The organism is Providencia sp. PROV040 (assembly GCF_032706145.1).
Classification (GTDB): domain Bacteria; phylum Pseudomonadota; class Gammaproteobacteria; order Enterobacterales; family Enterobacteriaceae; genus Providencia; species Providencia hangzhouensis.
The window spans coordinates 1,733,573-1,751,339 of sequence record NZ_CP120530.1 but is presented as its reverse complement, the minus strand read 5'-3'; the positions used below and the strand labels follow the sequence as shown (position 1 = coordinate 1,751,339).

The 17,767-nt window shown below is 38.5% G+C and carries 25 protein-coding genes and 1 pseudogene; 14 read left to right on the top strand and 12 right to left on the bottom strand.

From position 1 onward, the window contains the following. Window positions 1-78: 78 nt before the first annotated feature. The 9 genes from P3L40_RS07980 to P3L40_RS07940 all read right to left on the bottom strand — a co-directional run bounded on the left by P3L40_RS07980 (window position 79) and on the right by P3L40_RS07940 (window position 3,869). Window positions 79-417, bottom strand: coding sequence for a hypothetical protein (locus P3L40_RS07980; protein WP_198633281.1), 339 nt, complete (start codon window positions 415-417; stop codon window positions 79-81). A 27-nt stretch (window positions 418-444) separates the two neighbouring features. After that, window positions 445-615 carry a hypothetical protein gene (locus tag P3L40_RS07975; RefSeq protein WP_164565073.1) on the bottom strand — a complete coding sequence of 57 codons (171 nt, stop codon included), beginning with the start codon at window positions 613-615 and terminating at the stop codon, window positions 445-447. 113 nt (window positions 616-728) lie between these two features. Next, window positions 729-959 (bottom strand): hypothetical protein, encoded by a 231-nt coding sequence (locus P3L40_RS07970; protein ID WP_198633280.1) that lies wholly within the window; start codon window positions 957-959, stop codon window positions 729-731. Window positions 960-961: 2 nt separating this feature from the next. Next, window positions 962-1,132, bottom strand: coding sequence for a palmdelphin (locus P3L40_RS07965; protein ID WP_198633279.1), 171 nt, complete (start codon window positions 1,130-1,132; stop codon window positions 962-964). A gap of 54 nt (window positions 1,133-1,186) precedes the next feature. After that, window positions 1,187-1,924 carry a replication protein P gene (locus P3L40_RS07960; RefSeq protein ID WP_210852286.1) on the bottom strand — a complete coding sequence of 246 codons (738 nt, stop codon included), beginning with the start codon at window positions 1,922-1,924 and terminating at the stop codon, window positions 1,187-1,189. Continuing rightward, entirely contained in the window at window positions 1,921-2,877 is a 957-nt protein-coding gene (locus P3L40_RS07955) for a hypothetical protein (protein WP_210852284.1), read from the bottom strand. The genes P3L40_RS07960 and P3L40_RS07955 overlap by 4 nt, the downstream gene beginning before the upstream one ends. Window position 2,878: 1 nt before the next feature. Continuing rightward, complete coding sequence (locus tag P3L40_RS07950; protein ID WP_210852282.1) at window positions 2,879-3,103, bottom strand: hypothetical protein; 225 nt, start codon at window positions 3,101-3,103, stop codon at window positions 2,879-2,881. A 17-nt stretch (window positions 3,104-3,120) separates the two neighbouring features. After that, window positions 3,121-3,576 carry a toxin YdaT family protein gene (locus P3L40_RS07945; protein ID WP_210852280.1) on the bottom strand — a complete coding sequence of 152 codons (456 nt, stop codon included), beginning with the start codon at window positions 3,574-3,576 and terminating at the stop codon, window positions 3,121-3,123. Window positions 3,577-3,620: 44 nt separating this feature from the next. Beyond that, window positions 3,621-3,869, bottom strand: coding sequence for a helix-turn-helix domain-containing protein (locus P3L40_RS07940; RefSeq protein WP_125892425.1), 249 nt, complete (start codon window positions 3,867-3,869; stop codon window positions 3,621-3,623). Window positions 3,870-3,976: 107 nt separating this feature from the next. On the opposite strand from P3L40_RS07940, the gene P3L40_RS07935 reads away from it, so the two are divergent. The 9 genes from P3L40_RS07935 (at window position 3,977) to P3L40_RS07895 (ending at window position 10,021) form a co-directional block, all read left to right on the top strand. Next, complete coding sequence (locus P3L40_RS07935; RefSeq protein ID WP_210852278.1) at window positions 3,977-4,729, top strand: S24 family peptidase; 753 nt, start codon at window positions 3,977-3,979, stop codon at window positions 4,727-4,729. 378 nt (window positions 4,730-5,107) lie between these two features. Beyond that, window positions 5,108-5,440, top strand: coding sequence for a hypothetical protein (locus P3L40_RS07930; RefSeq protein WP_210852276.1), 333 nt, complete (start codon window positions 5,108-5,110; stop codon window positions 5,438-5,440). Between the two features lie 12 nt (window positions 5,441-5,452). Then, entirely contained in the window at window positions 5,453-7,429 is a 1,977-nt protein-coding gene (locus tag P3L40_RS07925; protein WP_210852274.1) for a hypothetical protein, read from the top strand. Beyond that, a complete protein-coding gene (locus tag P3L40_RS07920) occupies window positions 7,429-7,929 on the top strand; it encodes a siphovirus Gp157 family protein (RefSeq protein ID WP_210852271.1) in 501 nt (166 codons plus the stop codon). The genes P3L40_RS07925 and P3L40_RS07920 overlap by 1 nt, the downstream gene beginning before the upstream one ends. 44 nt (window positions 7,930-7,973) lie before the next feature. Next, on the top strand, window positions 7,974-8,153 hold the full coding sequence (locus P3L40_RS07915; RefSeq protein WP_210852270.1) for a hypothetical protein: 180 nt from the start codon (window positions 7,974-7,976) through the stop codon (window positions 8,151-8,153). 29 nt (window positions 8,154-8,182) lie between these two features. Continuing rightward, window positions 8,183-8,365, top strand: a complete 183-nt coding sequence (locus P3L40_RS07910; protein ID WP_096863383.1) for a hypothetical protein — start codon at window positions 8,183-8,185, stop codon at window positions 8,363-8,365. A gap of 68 nt (window positions 8,366-8,433) precedes the next feature. Continuing rightward, window positions 8,434-8,580 carry a hypothetical protein gene (locus tag P3L40_RS07905; RefSeq protein ID WP_210852268.1) on the top strand — a complete coding sequence of 49 codons (147 nt, stop codon included), beginning with the start codon at window positions 8,434-8,436 and terminating at the stop codon, window positions 8,578-8,580. 104 nt (window positions 8,581-8,684) lie between these two features. Then, complete coding sequence (locus P3L40_RS07900; protein ID WP_210852266.1) at window positions 8,685-8,894, top strand: excisionase; 210 nt, start codon at window positions 8,685-8,687, stop codon at window positions 8,892-8,894. Beyond that, window positions 8,849-10,021 (top strand): site-specific integrase, encoded by a 1,173-nt coding sequence (locus tag P3L40_RS07895; protein WP_210852265.1) that lies wholly within the window; start codon window positions 8,849-8,851, stop codon window positions 10,019-10,021. The genes P3L40_RS07900 and P3L40_RS07895 overlap by 46 nt, the downstream gene beginning before the upstream one ends. 161 nt (window positions 10,022-10,182) lie before the next feature. Here the strand turns inward: P3L40_RS07895 and P3L40_RS07890 are convergent, their stop codons facing one another. Then, a complete protein-coding gene (locus tag P3L40_RS07890) occupies window positions 10,183-11,214 on the bottom strand; it encodes a hypothetical protein (protein WP_210852264.1) in 1,032 nt (343 codons plus the stop codon). A 4-nt stretch (window positions 11,215-11,218) separates the two neighbouring features. Further along, window positions 11,219-13,123, bottom strand: a complete 1,905-nt coding sequence (locus tag P3L40_RS07885) for a DUF3696 domain-containing protein (RefSeq protein ID WP_210852263.1) — start codon at window positions 13,121-13,123, stop codon at window positions 11,219-11,221. A gap of 332 nt (window positions 13,124-13,455) precedes the next feature. Here P3L40_RS07885 and P3L40_RS07880 point away from each other — a divergent pair, with 332 nt between their 5' ends. Both P3L40_RS07880 and P3L40_RS07875 read left to right on the top strand, forming a co-directional pair. Further along, the gene (locus tag P3L40_RS07880; protein ID WP_210852262.1) at window positions 13,456-14,934 is read left to right on the top strand and encodes a VENN motif pre-toxin domain-containing protein; all 1,479 of its coding nucleotides are present in this window, start codon (window positions 13,456-13,458) and stop codon (window positions 14,932-14,934) included. A gap of 6 nt (window positions 14,935-14,940) precedes the next feature. Beyond that, entirely contained in the window at window positions 14,941-15,333 is a 393-nt protein-coding gene (locus P3L40_RS07875) for an SMI1/KNR4 family protein (RefSeq protein WP_136134876.1), read from the top strand. Between the two features lie 3 nt (window positions 15,334-15,336). On the opposite strand, the gene P3L40_RS07870 is transcribed toward P3L40_RS07875, so the two are convergent. Next, entirely contained in the window at window positions 15,337-15,879 is a 543-nt protein-coding gene (locus P3L40_RS07870; protein ID WP_136134877.1) for an RNA 2'-phosphotransferase, read from the bottom strand. A 272-nt stretch (window positions 15,880-16,151) separates the two neighbouring features. Between P3L40_RS07870 and P3L40_RS07865 the strand changes: the two genes are divergently transcribed. The 3 genes and pseudogenes from P3L40_RS07865 (at window position 16,152) to P3L40_RS07855 (ending at window position 17,514) form a co-directional block, all read left to right on the top strand. After that, entirely contained in the window at window positions 16,152-17,012 is an 861-nt protein-coding gene (locus tag P3L40_RS07865; RefSeq protein ID WP_136134878.1) for a GTPase family protein, read from the top strand. A gap of 90 nt (window positions 17,013-17,102) precedes the next feature. Then, window positions 17,103-17,309: pseudogene (locus tag P3L40_RS07860) on the top strand (antirestriction protein); the annotation flags it as partial. After that, on the top strand, window positions 17,248-17,514 hold the full coding sequence (locus P3L40_RS07855) for an IrmA family protein (RefSeq protein WP_316928033.1): 267 nt from the start codon (window positions 17,248-17,250) through the stop codon (window positions 17,512-17,514). The pseudogene P3L40_RS07860 and the gene P3L40_RS07855, both read left to right, overlap by 62 nt. Window positions 17,515-17,767: the final 253 nt, after the last annotated feature.

Below are 17,767 nucleotides of genomic sequence, written 5' to 3'. Positions count from 1 at the left end.
TTTTCGCATATTTCTATTTTTGTCAACCAAAAAACTTCGGATATATTGGAATTCGTCAACCAAGTGTTTTTAGTGTACTTAAAGCGCTAGCTTCAGTTCATGCCAACCTCGTGTGTTCCAGCACTCAGAACTACCACTGAGACAACACTCAGCCACCGGTAGCTGTTCATTACACTTTTTACAGTGCCTTTTATTTAGTTCTGTAATTAACGATATAACTGAACGGTCATCAATTCTAATCAACATTGAGAGATATTCAGCGATATCATAAGGCTCTCTTCCTGGTCTACGTAATGCGCAATTTCTTTGAAGCATTTCTAATTCTTGCTCATCAAGAAATAACTCTATTTTAGTAACGCCTGATTCCTTTTGACGCTTACGCTGTTCGGCTTTACGTTCTGCTGCTGTTTTTGCCATTGGTCTTGCCTCTTCATATCAACTCGGTTAATGCACTGAGCAATAACGCTCAATAGATAAATCATCTACTCTAGCGCCACCTAGATTTGCCCAAAATGCTATTGTTGAAAGTACATCTTTTTCGCTTGTTGCGACAAAAAGAGTTATGAAAGACGTTTGGTTCCATAAACCACTTGCTTTATAAACCGATTTTTTCATTTTAACTCCAACTAACTACATCTAATAACCTTATGACTAAACGGACTTATATACGCTGTAAAGCTTGTAGTTATATGATGGGAACGATTTTATTTTTTCCAAGTGTGTGCGTTTCATACCCTCATCACCTCACGCCAATAATTTAACCTATCTCTAAAAAATTCCCGATGTACTACCGGTGCCTTTTCAATTTCAACCAGTACTCGCTCCCTGTAGATTTTGCGATTTTTCAATTGCCGAATTAACCGGCTAGCGAATAAATCAAGTTGCTCCAGTTCGCGATATTCTTCTGGCCATAAAGCACGGTTATGAGGAAGTCCATCAGGTAAATATTTACCTGACATAACTACCTATTTTGGGGTTTCGGCTCTGGTTGATATGGTGCTTTGGTTCTTGCCCTTGCAGCTGCGTTAAGGCGCTCAATATGACATGGTGAATGGTCTAAACCATCATCGGGTAATATGGGGTGATTGCTCCAGACGAGTGACTCGCCGGTGATTGGGTCTTTAATTGTCATTTGGTCTGCCTCTGTATTAATGGTCACGGCTTGGTCTAGCCTTTTTATCGATTTTTATTTGTGGCTGTAATTACCCTTTTTACATAAAATTTTATCTCTTATTTCCTTTATCGCTTCCTCACCAATTAAACGATACTTACCCTCTTTATCGATGAGTTCAGATGTAGAAACCCCTCTTTTAGTTTGACCTATTAACGGCTTGATTGGTGGGATTGGCTTACCTTCCTGTATCTGGTTGTAATAAGCTATCAGCTGCTTTTTGATAGATTCCCTAATCTCTTTATCGGACAAGTTATACTGCGTCATGCGTCGCCTTGCTTCTGGCACAATCCAATACATCACCGCTGATTTCCAAGGGAATGCCTCAACGGATGGGTATCGCCACTCCATGTTGCTATAGCGCTTCATTTCAGCCATGACTTCACAAACTGAAGGTAGACCCATAGCTTGCATCATTCCCTCTCGGCACCAACTGATAAACTTTCCGCAGGATGGGAAAAAATCAGACTCTTGCTGCCTAGCCACACTCATTCCCGCTTTCAATTGCTCAACAGATGTTATGCCATTTTCGATAAACGCCAGTACCCATTGCCGTTTAGTTGCTGAAATATCGTCTTGGTTTGAAAACACAGTATGCTTTGCCGCTGGGAAAATTTGCACTAAGTTATCAAACAGCATATCAACCAACTTTTCCGCATGTTCATTGATTCCAGTGGGTTTATTGATTGGCTGAATTAGGCTCGATAATTTTTTGCTATGTCTGGTTTCAATTGCTAATAGGAGACTTTTCATAGTGTGTTCTCCCATGCTTCAGGGCTATTCCAATGAGCTTGTGCAGGCAAACAATCTTCACCTTGTGGAATTTCAGCAAATTTTAGTACCAGTTTGTCCCACTGTTTTCGAAGTGTGCTTGGGCTAAGAATATTTTTGCACCAAAATGGGTCCTTATTTGCCCTATCAAACAACCGACAAATCTGCCTGTGCGTTCTGCCGTCAATGGTGCGCATTAACCGTACATCATTGGCCCATAACGCCCAGTTTGGTTCTTTTGGTGGATTGATATCGTCATCAGATGCAGATGCATTTTCGTAAAGTTCAGTCACCCGTTTGGATATCCACTGCGCACAAAGCAAATCATCCGATGTTCCCCATTGTCGTTTCTTTGCACTGAACACAACGGCATCAGGGTGGCGAGCCACAAACGAATTATCATTCGTGTTTTCGTCAGGTTGTGAAACGACCGGACAAGAAGGGTTTATATTCTCTGTAGTATTCTCTGTTGTAATCTCTGTAGGATCGAACTGCGGATTTGTTTCACCGCCACCGTCGAATTTGTCTTGTGGCGGCCGTTCATTTTGTTGTTTCGCCAAATCCCCATTGTGACTTTCCCCGATTGCGCTTTGCGCATTTGGGAGATTATCAACAGGTTGCGTCATAATTTGGTCAAGTTGGTCACAATCTATACGGTAATATATTTTGTGTTCTAAACGCCTATCCGTTTCAATTAAAACCCCACGTTTCACAAGATGTTTTCTTGCGGTGAGTTGCTCGCGATAGCTTAACCCCGTTTCGGCCGTAATATCCTCAGAAGACTTATAGACCCCTAATTCAGAATCGGTTTTATCCTGCCAATAAAATATCTGGCTGAAAAATATCACCGCATTAACGCTACCAAAGCGTTTAACTAGACCAGGGTAATAAGCCACTGGTCGCCCAAAATCAAGCAACAAATCTGATGGTCTCATTTCACACCCCCAGCGCTTTAGCGATATCGCGGCAAGCATTCTGGTATTGCTCGGGTGTCAGCTTTTTTAAAAGTAGCTTTTGTTTTTGTTGTTCGTATTGCATGCCAATATTGAGCGCTGCCGCCCTTCTTCCCTCGAAGATATCTTCGATCTGTTGTCTGTCTGCTGGCTTTCCATTCAATAAAAAACCATTGCAGTAGGTAATCAATTCAGTCGTTCTTAGCATTGGTCTTGCCTCTTGAATTAGTGCACGCTGGTCGGGCGTGATATTGCATTGAGTGCGGTAATAGCGCTATTGATGTTCCGTGACATGTCACGACCCTCAAGTAAAATTTCGGTCATCGCATCTGCAAAACGTTGAATGGCCACCGAAGCTAAATAGTTTTTTGTGTCGCCACGTACTCGAGCTAACCTCGAAGCCGGCAACGCCATTTCAATCGCAGGCATCAGCTCTGCTAATTTTTTCATTGATGCGTTAGAATCGCCTCGCAACCAACGAAATATCTGCTGCCGGTTATTGTTAATCGCTTTCCAATCCGCTTGGCCTCGTTCATCTTCAATCACATGTAAGCGGCTCTGTGACTTGTCTCGTGTGATCTGCAAATACGCACGGCTTATCTCAATCGCTACGTGCTCTTGACCATATTCTGTAGCCCAGCTCTCAATTTCAGAGCGGACAATATCGATATCAAAACTCATCTCTGCGTCTCCTGTCGCAAAATTGATTATGAATAATCAGTTTTTTAATCTGATAACTGTAATACTGATGGCTCATTGGGTAAGCCATCGTAAGGGTTTGGATAATCTATCGGGTTCAAATCATGTGGGGTCACTAGCCAATTTGTTTTGGATGCCCACTCAATAGCTTTTCGTCCCTTTGGAATGTAATTCCCTGCAATGACTTGGCTAATGTAGCCCTGTGTCACGCCAACTGCCTGAGCAAACTCAGACTGGCTAATTTGCTGTTGCTTTAGGTAGATATTTAATTTCATTTGTTAGCTCCTTTTTAACTTAACAATGCAATATTAGCAATGCTAATTAAATAGATCAATAGCAACGCTATTAGAAAAATATTAGTAATACAAATAAACTAGGCAGTATGAACAGAAAAATTTCCGAATCTGACAAGGTAGCAGCCCAGAATTTACGCAATATCTGGGAAAGCAAACGTGAATCTCTCGGCCTAACTCAAGAAAAAGCCGCGGAGGCACTTGGTTTTGCTACGCAGGGAGCAGTTAGTCAGTACCTAAATGGCCGTACCGCCTTAAATACAGATACCACATTAAAATTTGCTGCTTTACTTCGCGTTGATCCTGAAGATATCAACCCTGAATTAAAAATTTTACTCGACTACGTCAGGTCAACAAATCGAAATGTTGAGATAGCTCAGCCGCAACAATCAATTAGGAATGATCACAACACATTGAGATTAATGGATATATATGCGAAAGCAGGTCCGGGTGGTTTTATTAACAATGACTTCCCAGATACCATAAAATCTATCGAGTTCTCTTCCGAAAAAGTTTTTGAGTTATTTGGCCGTAAAAGTCTGAAAGGCATTGAGATGATTAATATCAATGGTGACAGCATGTCCCCTGCAATTAATCCTAGAGATGTTGTCTTTGTCGATACACATAGCGACTTTTTTGATGGGGATGGCGTTTATGTGTTTAGTTTTGAAAATTCTCTATTCATTAAACGACTACAACGCGTTAAAGGCCGAAAACTTGCGGTCAAATCAGATAATCCCGCCTATGAAACCTTTTATATCGAAGAGTCTGAGATGCATGACTTGCGTGTGATAGGTAAAGTTATAAAATCTCTTCCAATAAAAATGGTTGATTTTGCTTAACTAAAACAAACAGTTAAATACCGCCGCTAATATTAGCGGCTTTTTTTTGCTTAAAATAATTAGCATTGCTATTGATAATTAAAAATAGCGCTGCTAATATTCATTTCATTAATACAAACACAGCAAGTATTTAGATAAGTGTTCAGACTTAAAAATTAGCCCACACCAGGGAAACAGTTAGACCAAAGCCAGAGGCAAGACCAGACAGATCGGAAAGACGAGTATTGATTTGCAGACGTAAAAAAACCCACCGAAGTGGGTTCCTTTACCTCGGGTCGCCGACCAAAGCTAACCGAGAGTTCTACTAGCGCGACCAAACGCTAGAAGAGGCAAGACCAATGATAAATCACTGATCACAGTTATTTTAAAGGAGCTGCTATGAAAGCACAACCTAAAACCCTAAGTGTCACCCTTTATATTCATGCACAGAAGCAACTTGACGGTTCATACAAATACCGCCCTTATCCATTCAAATATGATATTGAATCTGGTTTAGGCTTTGTCATTGCTGAGCATACTATCGACATTCCCTTTACTGCTCCGTCAAACACTGAGCTAGTTCAATTAGAGATTGACTCACTCAAAGCTGAACAAAGCAAAATTCTTGCTGATGCGCAGGTGAAATCAAGCTTACTGGAAGACCAGATCCAGATGCTGCTGTGTTTGGAAGGCAAACCCATTTCTAAAAAAGACGAACAAATCCCTTATTAAGAGGCAAGACCAATGACAACTTTTATCTGTGTATTTGAGCCTACGACCGAGGCTCGAACCAACGGCGCTGTACCCTTAACAATCGCTTTCAATTCGGCTAACGCTAAGATTGCGGCGGCAACAGCTATGATTAAATTATCGGAAGCTTACCCCGATTCCATGGATAATTTTAATATCGATGAGCCTATTATTTGTGAAGATGCGGTAGGTTCTCCCCGCCCTGTACTCGATCAGTTCGATGAAAAATTTGCTGTTGAAAATGAATTTGACGGTGAAAAATGGCAACCCATTAAATATAAAGAATTTAAAAAGTTAGCCACTAAACCCCGCGTAGCTGCTTTACTGCTGTTCGGTAAAACTCAAATTACTGATAAAGAATACACTTCAACATTGAAATATCTCAGTGATAATGAAGAAGCTGAAACAAAAATTCGCCATATCGCGACAGGCCTTGCTGAAATCACCAAAGTTTCTCTGATGAATGCTGATGAAACCATGGAAATCGCGCAGGCGGTTTATGAATATGCTGATGCCGATATCACGATTGAAGATGCCAAAGCCTTAGGAGAAAGCTGGCTTAAAGATGAACCTAAGATTGAAGTTGTTGAGCCTGAACAAACCGTAAAACGTGATTATGCCATGCTAGATATGGAAATCGCCCTCGCTCTATTAGGTGATGTCGATATTAACAACGTTAAAAGTGCAGATGTCCGCAAAGCGAAAGAACTTATTAGTACTGACGACAAAGCATGGAAGCGCTTAGCGATGGACTTACGTACCTTCCCAAGCGTTCTAGATATTCCTCGTGAAAATATATTTGCATTAGTGACTGAGGCACGCGAAAAGCCAGAATTATTCGATGATGCAAATGCCCGTAAAGCGTTTATTGATTCCAAACTCGGTACCGGCACAACAACGATAACCGCCTTAGGTAATGGCCGTTTTGCAGTTGATAATTTAGATGCTAAGCCGGCTAATGATGAAACACCCGACCAACCGGCTAAAGCAGAAAAACCAAAGCGCACCAGCAAGAAAAAAGATACACCGGCTAAAGTAGAAAAAGAACCTGATCCGGTTGTGATTGAGGCACCTGTTGCCCCTACGCCAATTGCCACTGAACAAGATGATTTTGAACAACGTGCGGCGGTACTTGATGAAGTGCTTAACAGTGGTAATACAAACAACCTTAATATTTGGAAGCAAGTACAACGTACTGATTCACGCTTTACCAAACCACTTGATGGCGTTGGCTTTGTTGGTACCAGTATTAACAGCACCTATATGTTTATGCGTGCGACTGAAATATTCGGCCCCATCGGTGAAGGTTGGGGTTATGAAATCATTGAAGAAAAAATGATTGATGGGAAACCCCTTGTCGAGCCTGTACTCGATGCCCACCATAAACAAGTCGCAATGAGATTCCTACGCGATGGGGATGGAACATTACTCTTCGAACAAAACCACTCAATCAAGATCCGCTTTTGGTACATCATTGAGGGCGAAACTCGTGGCGAATTCGAGAGCTATGGTGCCACACCTTATCGCTACCAAAGCAAGCAAGGAATAAGAACGGACGGTGAAGTGATAAAAAAATCTCTCACCGATGCAATCAAAAAAGCCTTATCCATGCTTGGCTTTAGCTCTGACGTATTTATGGGAATGCACGATAACCCTGAATATGTGGCAAGCAATAAGCTCGAGTACGAAATCAAAGCCGCCAGCGATAACGCTGAAGATGCTACCCGCATTCGCAAAGAGTTAGACGAGAAGTTCACGCGACACACTGAAACCATGCGCAGTGCGGTGACGGCGAACGAGTTGCGGGGTATCACATCCACCCTCACCCGTGAAATATCAACCCATGCCAAGTTGGCCAAACAACGTGGTGATAGTGAGTATGAAAAATATTTAAACGGCCGTCTACGTCGATTAAATGAAATTGAAAAAGAATGTTTAGACCAACTGAAACAAAAAGAAGAGGCAATCTAATGACCAAGACAACCGCTATTGCAATGGCTGCTGACTACAGCAAATTACAACAACTCGTCGAAACAGGTGAATTCACCGCAGAAGAGATCGCCGATACCTTAGAGGGTATCGAGTGGGAACTGGGTGATAAACTGGATGCAATTATGATCCATGCTCGCAACTTGGAAGGGCAAGCCAAAACACTGGATGAAGAGTCAAAACGCTTGGCTGACCGTAAAAAGTCATTCGAAAACCAAGTTAAGAACCTGAAAAAATATGCGTTAACTTGCTTACTAGCATCGGGTCTAAGCACGCTCAAAACACTTAAAAATACGTTTACTGCACGTAAAGGATCAACTTCTGTTGTCATCGATAACGAAGATTTACTTCCTAATGATTTAGTTCAAGTTCAAGTAGTGACTACACCAGACAAAAAAGCCATTAAAGATGCGATTGAAAAAGGCAAAAAAGTTGCTGGTGCACATCTCGAAATTGGAGAACGTTCTTTACAAGTTCGTTAATAGCGTTAGCGCCTTTAAATCGGCGCATTATAGGAAATGATATTATGGCCATGAAATTAGAAGTCATCATTACTCACGATGAAACTAACAATAAATGCAGCGTTGAGTGGTCTGTTGACACAACAGAACAAACTACCAGCCAAGAAGAAAAAACGTTATCCATGGTGAAAAAAGCAGTTTTGCTACAGCTGGGCCATCCAATATCAATGGCAATTATTCATTAACGTGACATGTCACAAACGAGGCAAGACCAATGCTAAGACACGAGCACCAAAAAGACCAAGAAGTCAAAATCACCCTACCCGATGGCTCGCACGGGTTTGTTTCAACTGATAGGCGTTGCAAGGTTTCTTATGACTTTCCGGCACATATCAAAATTGAAATACAGCCTACAGTAACCGCACAGCAAAGGGTGGTCGGCAATCTAATTGATTAAGCAGAATCAGTTTTATTCTGCATTTTTTCTTACTGTGGTGGTTTATTCAAAATCAATGGATAACCACCATGAAACAACCACAATTAACCCCTTGGGCACCCGAGGAACAATTATTAACTGAGTTTGATATTAAGTTAGGCAAATTAGCTGCCAGTGTAAAAAACAGACCCTGTACTGAAGCTGATATCAAGCATGCCTGCGACATTGCTGACTAACTTATTTTATTAATGATGAGGCAAGACCAAGATGAGACAAAATATCACAGAAGGTTATGATTTAATTTCCCGCAACATTAAGAAAGCGGACATAGGAGGAAGTTATGTTATATGAATGTTTGCCTATTTCCGCATACTGCAATATGTACGGAGAAACACCAGAGTCCATTAATAAGCGCATACAACGGCAATATTGGATAGTCGGTGTACATGTTTTAAAAGTTGAAGGTTCAAAAGAACGTTGGATTGATATTGCTGAGGTGAATAAGTGGGCGCGAAAAAACAAACAGGCTACGCACTACCAAGAGGTGTGACTGTTCGTAACAACAAAACCAGCCAAACTATTGTTATCACGTTTACTTATAGAGGGGCGCTCTGTAGAGAGCCCCTATCTAGATTAACCGTCGATAATAAAAATATAAAATACGCTGAAAGGTTGCTTGCTGAAATTCAAAATAACATTGAAAAAGGCACTTTTAATTACGCTAAATATTTTCCTAACTCTAAAAAATTAATACTTTTTGGCGTTAATAATCGAGAGAAAAGAGTGATTGATTATTTAGAGGAATATTTAGTTATTTGTGAAACTAGAAATTTATCGCCCTCAACAATTGGCGGTTATAAAAAATGTAAAAGTGCCTTATCTGATTTGCACCAATTACATGTTTCAGCACTGACACCGGCTATTCTTAAAAACTGGATACAAAAGCAAACGACAGTATTAAAAACCATCCGTAACCAGCTCTCATTTTTGCGTAGCTCACTGGATGAAGCCATTACCGATGGTATTGTACCGATTAACCCTGTGAGCCTTGTATCGGCTTCAAGATATCAATCAAATAATAGTGATGCTGAAAGCAGTTATATTGTTGATCCTATGTCACCAAAAGAAGTTTCAGCCCTACTCGCTGCGACAAAATATGAGCAATGGAAAAACTTATTCCAGTTTGCCATTAACACTGGGTTAAGAAGCTCCGAATTATGTGCATTAAGATGGAGTGATATAGATTTCATAGAAAATACTGCTCATGTGCAATCCGCCAGCGTGGTTGGTGTTATTAAGAAAACCAAAACTAAAGCCGGTACCAGAAAGGTTGAATTAAATAGTGAGGCCATGAACGCCCTAAATGACCAAAAGCAATTCACGTTCATGAAAGACAATGTAATTTTTGAAGATCCGAAAACAAATAAAGCTTGGGCTGGCGCTGATGCAATCAGGAAAAAAGCATGGGTACCGACGCTGAAAAAAGCAGGTATTCGATATCGCAATCCATATCAAACTAGACATACCTTTGCCACGAGGCATATCAGCCAAGGCGCTAACCTGTTTTGGCTAGCAGGACAAATGGGACATAAGGGGCCTGAGATGTTGTTTAGGCACTATGGGGGGTACCTTAAGGAGTATGATGGAAATATTGTAAATAAGGTACATAATAATTAATTTATGGCCTCATTTTTTACAATTTAATAAAATAGAAACCTACAAATTATTAATAGTAAATAGCCAAAAAACTAACACATCAAAATTTAATATTCAATTTAATAGAATTATCATATACTTAATTTTATTTTTATCTCCACACTGATACGTGGAGATAAAACCTACGGTTTCAATATTTCTAGTTCATGTTTATTTCCCACATTAGCAAATATTAATATATCAGCCTCCATATCTTTCCAAAAAAGTAATCTAAGCGCTCTTCCTTTTTTTGTAACATGTGTTCTATATGCTGTTAAATGCCCTAGAGTTCTTGGCTCATCAGCCGAATCACTTTTATAAAAAGGATTCACTTCACTTTTATTTGTTTTGGCTAACAAATTAATTATTATAGAATATAAAGTTGAACTAAATTGCTGTTCAGCATAGCATTCACTTACCTTAAGCGAGTCAATAAAACTAGCGCCGACCTTAAAGTCATCCCATGAAAAATTAGTATCTAAGTTATTTTCATTTATTATTTTTAATGTGCCAATATAAAATGATAATTTCATTTCCAAGGGTGTTTTTGCTAATTTAAACAAATTAAACCCATCCATCTTTAGAAAAAAATCATCAATGTCCGCGAATAGATTAACGCTACCATTATATTGGTAAGGATAAACTTTATCTTTATCAGGATATATATTTCTCACCTTTCCAGTAATACTTATCCTTTGCGAACATAAAGGATTTTGATCGTTAAAATATAATGGAAAAAATTTCATTTCTGAAAAATGATTTTCAATGGAAATATTAGTATAGAGGCTTTTTAGTTCATTAAATCGAACATCTGAAATATAACAAAAATCAGGACTGAAAACGACTTCACTATCCCATTCAACCTCATGACTTATAAAGCTACTATCAAACTCTTTGGAGTGCGTCAATATGATATTTATCATTCTCACAAGATCACTTGAACATATAGAAATATCCTCATCTAATTGAGATATTATTCTTTGATAAATATTTTGACTAGGAAATAATTTATGCTCACTCATTTTTATGATAATATCTTCTTCTATAAAAGCGATCGGTATCCCAGCAGAAAATAGCTCTGATAGCAATCTTACATTTTTTACTATTTTACTAAAAATAGAGCTATCGCATAATATTGGAGAAATCAAATATTCAAAGTTAATTACTGCAACCATTATCCTATTCCTTATTCTTCTCTATTTTCCTTTTTAAACTAGCTTCATATAATATTCTTTCAATTTCTCTATCTGTCTGATCAAAAAAATCTACTGGCCAGTTTTTTATTGTTCCATATTTATTAATTTCCACATTAATAAATTCTGAGGTTCCTTCATTTTTGCTCACAAAATATAATGAAGTATTATCCTGAATTTCTGTGTCTTTTTCTTGAGCTATACGGAGCCTTAACCTATTAATAAGATACTCACTATGAGTTTCAATAATGCACTGACGCTTCGACGCTTTCATAGCAATAAATAAATCACATAGTCTAGATTGAACTTTAGGATGTAAATGAAGTTCAGGTTGCTCAAATATTAATATATCATCCTCTTCTGATAGTAAGAACATTAAAACTATTGGTAATACTTGACTGACACCAACACCTACATGTGTCAAATCTTGCCATTTTTCACTTTTATTAATTTTAACATTTAATTCATAACCTAACTTACCTTTATCTGCAGTAGTAAACTCTTGAACAACTCCTAAATATGACAACCATTCTTGGCATGCTATTTTTAAAGGCCCCTTTTTTTTATCCAGACTAAGCTTTTCATCAATTAACACTGGCGATAAATAATTAACAAATACATCTTTATTCTTATGTAAAACTGCTGCAGTAAACTCCCCTTTAAGTCCAACTGTATTAGGATCATAATGACCTAAAGATGAATAAATAGCTTGAGGTTCTATTCTAAGGGGACCTAAATATTTTACTGAACGAGCAAAATAAAAACTTAAGAATCGCTCGACATCATTAAAAATCCGCGAATTAAAAAATGTAATATCTTTTTTTTGTGGCATCTCTTGACACCATATACTTTGTAGTATCTTCCTATTTTTATCAATAATTCCAATTAATGACTTTTGAGGTTTATCCTCTAGTCCCATTAAATATGCTTTCCAATCATTCAAAGAGGTAAATTTATTCGCTAGAAAATCTTTTGGAATAGCATTTTCATTAAGATTATATGTCGATTTAACGATGTTGTTTTTTAATGTTTTAATAACAGTATCTTTTTTAGAACCTGCTGGTAGTTTTGAAAAGAAATCTTCTGGTATTGATATAGAATCATAAATTGCGCGTTTTTCTTTTTTAATAAAATCCAATATTGTTTCAATAAATTTCTTTGGTAGTAATTGATACTCTTCATCAACAAAATCAATTTCTGATTGATAACCTCTTTTAACTATAACGCTAGTAATTGAATCAATTACACTTCCGCTAATTTTCTTAATTAAGTCATATTCTATTTTAAGTGTTGATGGTATTAGTGATCCCTTATCACTGCCTAAAATTTTAAAATCTGGAAATTCAGAGTTAATAGCTCCATCTTCTTTTGTACTGAAAGATTTTATTAAATAAGGAGCCTCACCTTTAGATAGTTCGTCATTTATAGAAATTTCAATCCTATCTATCTCTTGTAAAGAACCATTATCATCAATTACGCTAATTATTGCTTTACTTTCTAAAATTCGAGGATGAAATTCATCATCTTTACTTTCTTTTTTAGGATCTAAACCTATTTTCAAGTTGTTAGTAAGGTACAAATTTTCATCACGTCGACTCCTAAAAAGAAATCTCTCCTTTATAGGTAATGATATCGATAAATGAATTTCATCTTCAACTGTATTGTGTTTTTTTATATCTTGAAAGGAACCAAGTCTTATAAATGGTCCATTCAAAGTAATTGGTTCATCTTGGTATCTACTAGAGTAACTTTGACTTAACATCAATATCGCTTGCAGTAAAGAGCTTTTACCACTACTGTTAGAACCACAAATTATAGTAAACGCTTTTAACTCAATAGGCTCAATTGTATTTATGGACTTGAAATTTTTAATGGATATTTGATTTAACATCTATACTCCCTAAAGTTAAATTCATTGTTTATGTTTTCTCATCTATAACCTAACACTAACAATTACTTTCAGATTCGTATACTTTAAAGTATACTATATAAAGTCTCATATATTCTTATGATAAAACCATCTATAACAGTTATTTTCAGAAGAAAATACTAGTTACACTTGCTGTTTATGTAAGCCTATGCCATGACCTTCATGTGCACGCCTAGCGCACATGATTGACCCTCTCTGAAAATACCCTTTCATAATCAATAAATTAAAAAAATACGGACTCGGGTTCAACTCCCACCGAGCAGGCCATTAAAGACCAAGCCTACAACAACGCCATGGCACAATACGGCACAGGCAGCGACTTCCAAAAAGCCGCTCAAGCCGTTACTGGCTTGCTACAAGGGCTGGCAGGTGATAATTTAGCAGGTGCATTGGCAAATGCATCTTCTCCGTACTTGGCAACCAAGATTAAAGAATTAACAAAGGGAGATGATGCGGCTAATGCGATGGCGCATGCGGTATTAGGTGCTGTTGTTGCTGAGTTGAACAACCAATCTGCCGTTGCAGGTGGATTAGGCGCTGGTGGCGGTGAGCTATCGGCTCACGTTATCATGAATACCCTCTTCCCGGGCAAAGAAATTTGGGAATTGAGTGAAAGTGAGAAACAGCAAGTCAGTGCACTGAGTCAGCTGGCTTCAGGATTAGCTGGCGGACTGACTACCGGTGATGTGGCTGGGGCGATTACTGGCTCGCAAGCAGCGAAGAATGCGGTTGAGAATAATCGCTTAAGCCAAGATGAACGAGCTACACTGAATAAAGCACTTGATGACCAAGAGGCAGGGAAAAACCTTAAATCTGCATCTTTAGATATCATCTATTTGATAGATAAGGATAAATATACAAATAGCTTGATTGAAAGAAATAGTAAAGGATTGCTAAATGAAAAAGAACAAGCTGTTTTAGTTGAGTATTTAAATGCTGTCGGTGTGCAATTGCAGCTAAGGGGAGTTAGTGAAGCAGATGCACAAAAACAAATAGCGGATATATTGAAAGAAACTAGTCATATTGGACCTAACTTAGATGAGCAATATAATCAAGCATTAAGTCAGTTAAGTACTCAAGCTCGACAGGAATGGCAAGCAATGATTGGTACCGATGCCTTATTGGCTGGTCCGGGACGTATTAGCCAAATAATGCGGTTGGCTTTGATTTCAGGGGGCTCTTATCAGACTGGAACTGGTCTTGCACAAATTGCAGATGGTAAAATAGCCGAGGGGAGTATCAATGTTGGTCTTGGTGGATTGGCAGTATCAGGTGGTTATTTAGGAAATAAAGTTACAGGTAAGCCGGATGTGAAACCTGATGTTACTCCACCAAAAGGAAATGCAATCTCATTTGACGCTAATGAAATTCGTTTTTCGCAAAATACAGTTTCATACAATAAAACAGAACTAGGTACTGGTGTGAAATATAATTACGATGATCTTGTTTCCAGCATGAAAAAAGATGGTTGGAAAGGTGCTCCCGTTGATGTTGTTAAAATGCCAGATGGAAAAATGACTAGTATAGACAATACTAGAATAAATGCGGCTAGGGATGCTGATATTAAAGTTGAAGCTAATTTACGTAGTTTTGATGAAAAATTAACAGCCGCAGAATCAGCGCGGTTTTCCGATCCGAGAAAAGGGTTTGAGCCTAAAACTTGGGGCGAAGCCATTACAGGAAGAATTGATAAACAAAGCGGTGGTTTTAGTAAAAATAATCCATATGGCTCTAATGAGCCACCTAGGGTAACTGGAAAGCCAAAGGATTAATATCGTATGTCATGTTATATTTATTCATTAGATGAATTACCAAAAGGATTTCAATTTCCGCGTACTTTTTTGGAAATCATAAATCAAGAGGTTATTTTAGATTTAGACCCTTGGTGGTTTTTATGTGAGTTTGAAAAATTTGCTAAATATTGGTTGCTTGAAATGAAGAACCAATACCCAACAAGAAAGCTAATTCCATTCGCAAAACTATCTTACTCTGATGATATTGTTTGCTTTGACGGGGATGATACTTCGGGAGATCCAAAGGTATTTTATGTTCATGCTTTCGCCTCTGCTGGCTGGGAAGATAGAGGATACATGGATAATTTTACAGAATGGCTGAAAATAGCTCGTCTTGAGTCAGCCCGCTATAAAGCAGAACAGGCAAATGATGAATAGTAGTTATTCTTGGATGAACTCATAGGGCACTTGTTCTGTTAACCAAACTCCATTATCAGCTTGATAAAATTTAAAGCCCTGTTCGTACATGTTCAGGGTTTTTATTTTCAGTAGAACTGGTTTTCCATGACGTTGACCTACTGAAATAGCAGTATTTTCATCCAGTGAAAGGTGAACATACTGTCGTGACATAGGGAGTAAACCTTGCTCTCTTATTGCAGGTAAAAATCGTTTAGTTGTTCCATGATATAAAAAAAATGGAGGTACTTTTTCCTTATAATCAATATTTACTTGCTGAGAGGAATGCCCTTGCGAGGCTCTAATACGTGATCCATCATCTGAGATTGTAAAGCGCTTTTTATCACTATTATCAACGATATTACGAATAAGAATCTTATCAAGTACATATCCTTTTTTTGCAGAACAAAGAATAAGCTCATCTATAATTGCCCATCCTTCTTTGTCTAAAAATAAACCGATTGCTTCTGGTCGATGACGTAATATATAACTTAAAAACTTACTAATATCTGAATGTTTTTCAATCATTTAACAACCTTAAATAATTTCGATTATTGTGGATTTAGTTAACATCTATTATTGAATGGCAAACCGCCTCATCATATATTATTAATATACCTAAATAAATCCCAGTTCACACTAGGGTTTCCCTTAGCTGCTTGTGTTTTTACACTACAATCGCACTTAGCCATCGTGACAGCTCCTATTAATGAGCGCTGTTATTACAGTTATTACAAATAATTTCAGATATATATCATCTCCTTGAATAACTATAATTTCCTATTATTCCAAGGATTAACATGCCTCATAACTCTCTCTTATCAGCTCTACCTAGTTCATTCCAAACCTCTTTTTTCAACCAACTTAGCCACCTAATCAACTACTCGCCCACCATTGGTCTAATGGGTAAAACGGGTGCAGGAAAATCCAGTCTTATCAACGCATTATTCCAATCGCCCTTATCGCCTGTGAGTGATGTTTCAGGCTGTACACGGCAGGCTCAGCGCTTCAGTATAACTATGAACAATCACACGCTTACCTTTATAGATTTACCCGGCGTAGGGGAAAGCCTCGAACGAGATAAAGAGTACCACCAGCTATATCGTAACTTATTACCAGAACTGGATTTAATCATCTGGGTACTTAAGGCCGATGATAGGGCATGGTCTTCTGATGAACAGTGTTATCGCTTTCTCACTGAGCAATGCGGTTATCAACCTAAGAGATTTCTATTTATGCTGAACCAAGCCGACAAGATAGAGCCCTGTCGCCAGTGGGATGAAGTGTGCCAGCAACCATCCTCTGAGCAAGTAGCTAACTTGGAATTGAAGCAACAAGCTGTGATAACAGCATTCAAGCCGCACCACCCTGTGATGACAGTCTCTGCGGTAGAAGGTTTTCAACTCACTGAATTAGCAGAGCAATTAATACAGGCGTTACCAGCGCAAGCCAGTAGCGGCGTAGCCAGGCAACTGAACAGCACTTACCGAACGCAATCCTTGGAGAATGCCGCACGTAATGATTTCGGGCAATGTATCAGTGATATTGTGGATACCTTAATCGATATCATTCCCTTGCCGCCATTGATAAAAAGTACGATTAGCACTGTTAAAAACAGCATCGTCTCCGTCGCTAAATCCCTGTGGAGCCTGTTCTTTTAGCTTATTAAATTAACGCAACATTGATGACATCTAGCGCCAGTCCTTAACGGGATTGGCGCTTTTTATTTCTTTTTATTGGAGTATCAACTTATGAACAACACAACTGAATCTGCTATCACAATGGAAATAGTCACTGATGAACAACGCCTTGATTTTTGGTTCAAGCATTTTGGTAGTGTGAAGGGCTGGGCTACCTTTGAAGTGGTGATCTTCACCACGATGGGCCAATTCTGCGATGAGTATCATGGCGGTTACTGGGAGTACGGCTCACTCAATAATGGCGGTGCCTTTATCTACGATACTGGAAGTTGAACCTTTTGGCGATTCTAGCGCCACTCGTGCCACTTTTGCTGGATTGGAAATTCCTTGTGAAGATGTTGCTGAGTTTGAAGTGGTTAAAGCGGTGGAAGATCAGAACGGGCGTAAGGTTGAATTGCCGCTATCAATCTTTGAGGCGAATAATCCAGAGTTGGCAAAAATGTCGGTGGCTGGGGAAAGATAATAGTTTTTTAGGTATCTATCAAAGAAACATGTGGCAGACTGAATGGTCTGCCAATTATGTTTTTTTTGGTTAATCGGCTTTGCAAGTAGAAACATTTAAAGTTTTCATCAATTTTAAGATACATTTTTATTCCTGAGAAGGTACCGCACTAAGAATCGATAAGAAGTGATTGAGCAAAAAGTAAACCCAACCACATCACTAGACTTTAAAATACGATAAACGAGATTCTAATTATGAAAGTTTAACGATTTAC

Bases quoted from the DNA above. Each gene is read 5' to 3' on its own strand.
- P3L40_RS07870 (WP_136134877.1), bottom strand. From the start codon at position 15,879: ATGATTGAAAAACATTCAGATATTAGTAAGTTTTTAAGTTATATATTA.
- P3L40_RS07950 (WP_210852282.1), bottom strand. From the start codon at position 3,103: ATGCTAAGAACGACTGAATTGATTACCTACTGCAATGGTTTTTTATTG.
- P3L40_RS07975 (WP_164565073.1), bottom strand. From the start codon at position 615: ATGAAAAAATCGGTTTATAAAGCAAGTGGTTTATGGAACCAAACGTCT.
- P3L40_RS07980 (WP_198633281.1), bottom strand. From the start codon at position 417: ATGGCAAAAACAGCAGCAGAACGTAAAGCCGAACAGCGTAAGCGTCAA.
- P3L40_RS07910 (WP_096863383.1), top strand. From the start codon at position 8,183: ATGCTAAGACACGAGCACCAAAAAGACCAAGAAGTCAAAATCACCCTA.
- P3L40_RS07940 (WP_125892425.1), bottom strand. From the start codon at position 3,869: ATGAAATTAAATATCTACCTAAAGCAACAGCAAATTAGCCAGTCTGAG.
- P3L40_RS07905 (WP_210852268.1), top strand. From the start codon at position 8,434: ATGAAACAACCACAATTAACCCCTTGGGCACCCGAGGAACAATTATTA.
- P3L40_RS07890 (WP_210852264.1), bottom strand. From the start codon at position 11,214: ATGGTTGCAGTAATTAACTTTGAATATTTGATTTCTCCAATATTATGC.
- P3L40_RS07900 (WP_210852266.1), top strand. From the start codon at position 8,685: ATGTTATATGAATGTTTGCCTATTTCCGCATACTGCAATATGTACGGA.
- P3L40_RS07965 (WP_198633279.1), bottom strand. From the start codon at position 1,132: ATGACAATTAAAGACCCAATCACCGGCGAGTCACTCGTCTGGAGCAAT.
- P3L40_RS07920 (WP_210852271.1), top strand. From the start codon at position 7,429: ATGACCAAGACAACCGCTATTGCAATGGCTGCTGACTACAGCAAATTA.
- P3L40_RS07970 (WP_198633280.1), bottom strand. From the start codon at position 959: ATGTCAGGTAAATATTTACCTGATGGACTTCCTCATAACCGTGCTTTA.
- P3L40_RS07875 (WP_136134876.1), top strand. From the start codon at position 14,941: ATGTCATGTTATATTTATTCATTAGATGAATTACCAAAAGGATTTCAA.
- P3L40_RS07955 (WP_210852284.1), bottom strand. From the start codon at position 2,877: ATGAGACCATCAGATTTGTTGCTTGATTTTGGGCGACCAGTGGCTTAT.
- P3L40_RS07880 (WP_210852262.1), top strand. From the start codon at position 13,456: ATGGCACAATACGGCACAGGCAGCGACTTCCAAAAAGCCGCTCAAGCC.
- P3L40_RS07885 (WP_210852263.1), bottom strand. From the start codon at position 13,123: ATGTTAAATCAAATATCCATTAAAAATTTCAAGTCCATAAATACAATT.
- P3L40_RS07925 (WP_210852274.1), top strand. From the start codon at position 5,453: ATGACAACTTTTATCTGTGTATTTGAGCCTACGACCGAGGCTCGAACC.
- P3L40_RS07865 (WP_136134878.1), top strand. From the start codon at position 16,152: ATGCCTCATAACTCTCTCTTATCAGCTCTACCTAGTTCATTCCAAACC.
- P3L40_RS07915 (WP_210852270.1), top strand. From the start codon at position 7,974: ATGGCCATGAAATTAGAAGTCATCATTACTCACGATGAAACTAACAAT.
- P3L40_RS07935 (WP_210852278.1), top strand. From the start codon at position 3,977: ATGAACAGAAAAATTTCCGAATCTGACAAGGTAGCAGCCCAGAATTTA.
- P3L40_RS07945 (WP_210852280.1), bottom strand. From the start codon at position 3,576: ATGAGTTTTGATATCGATATTGTCCGCTCTGAAATTGAGAGCTGGGCT.
- P3L40_RS07930 (WP_210852276.1), top strand. From the start codon at position 5,108: ATGAAAGCACAACCTAAAACCCTAAGTGTCACCCTTTATATTCATGCA.
- P3L40_RS07855 (WP_316928033.1), top strand. From the start codon at position 17,248: ATGAGTATCATGGCGGTTACTGGGAGTACGGCTCACTCAATAATGGCG.
- P3L40_RS07960 (WP_210852286.1), bottom strand. From the start codon at position 1,924: ATGAAAAGTCTCCTATTAGCAATTGAAACCAGACATAGCAAAAAATTA.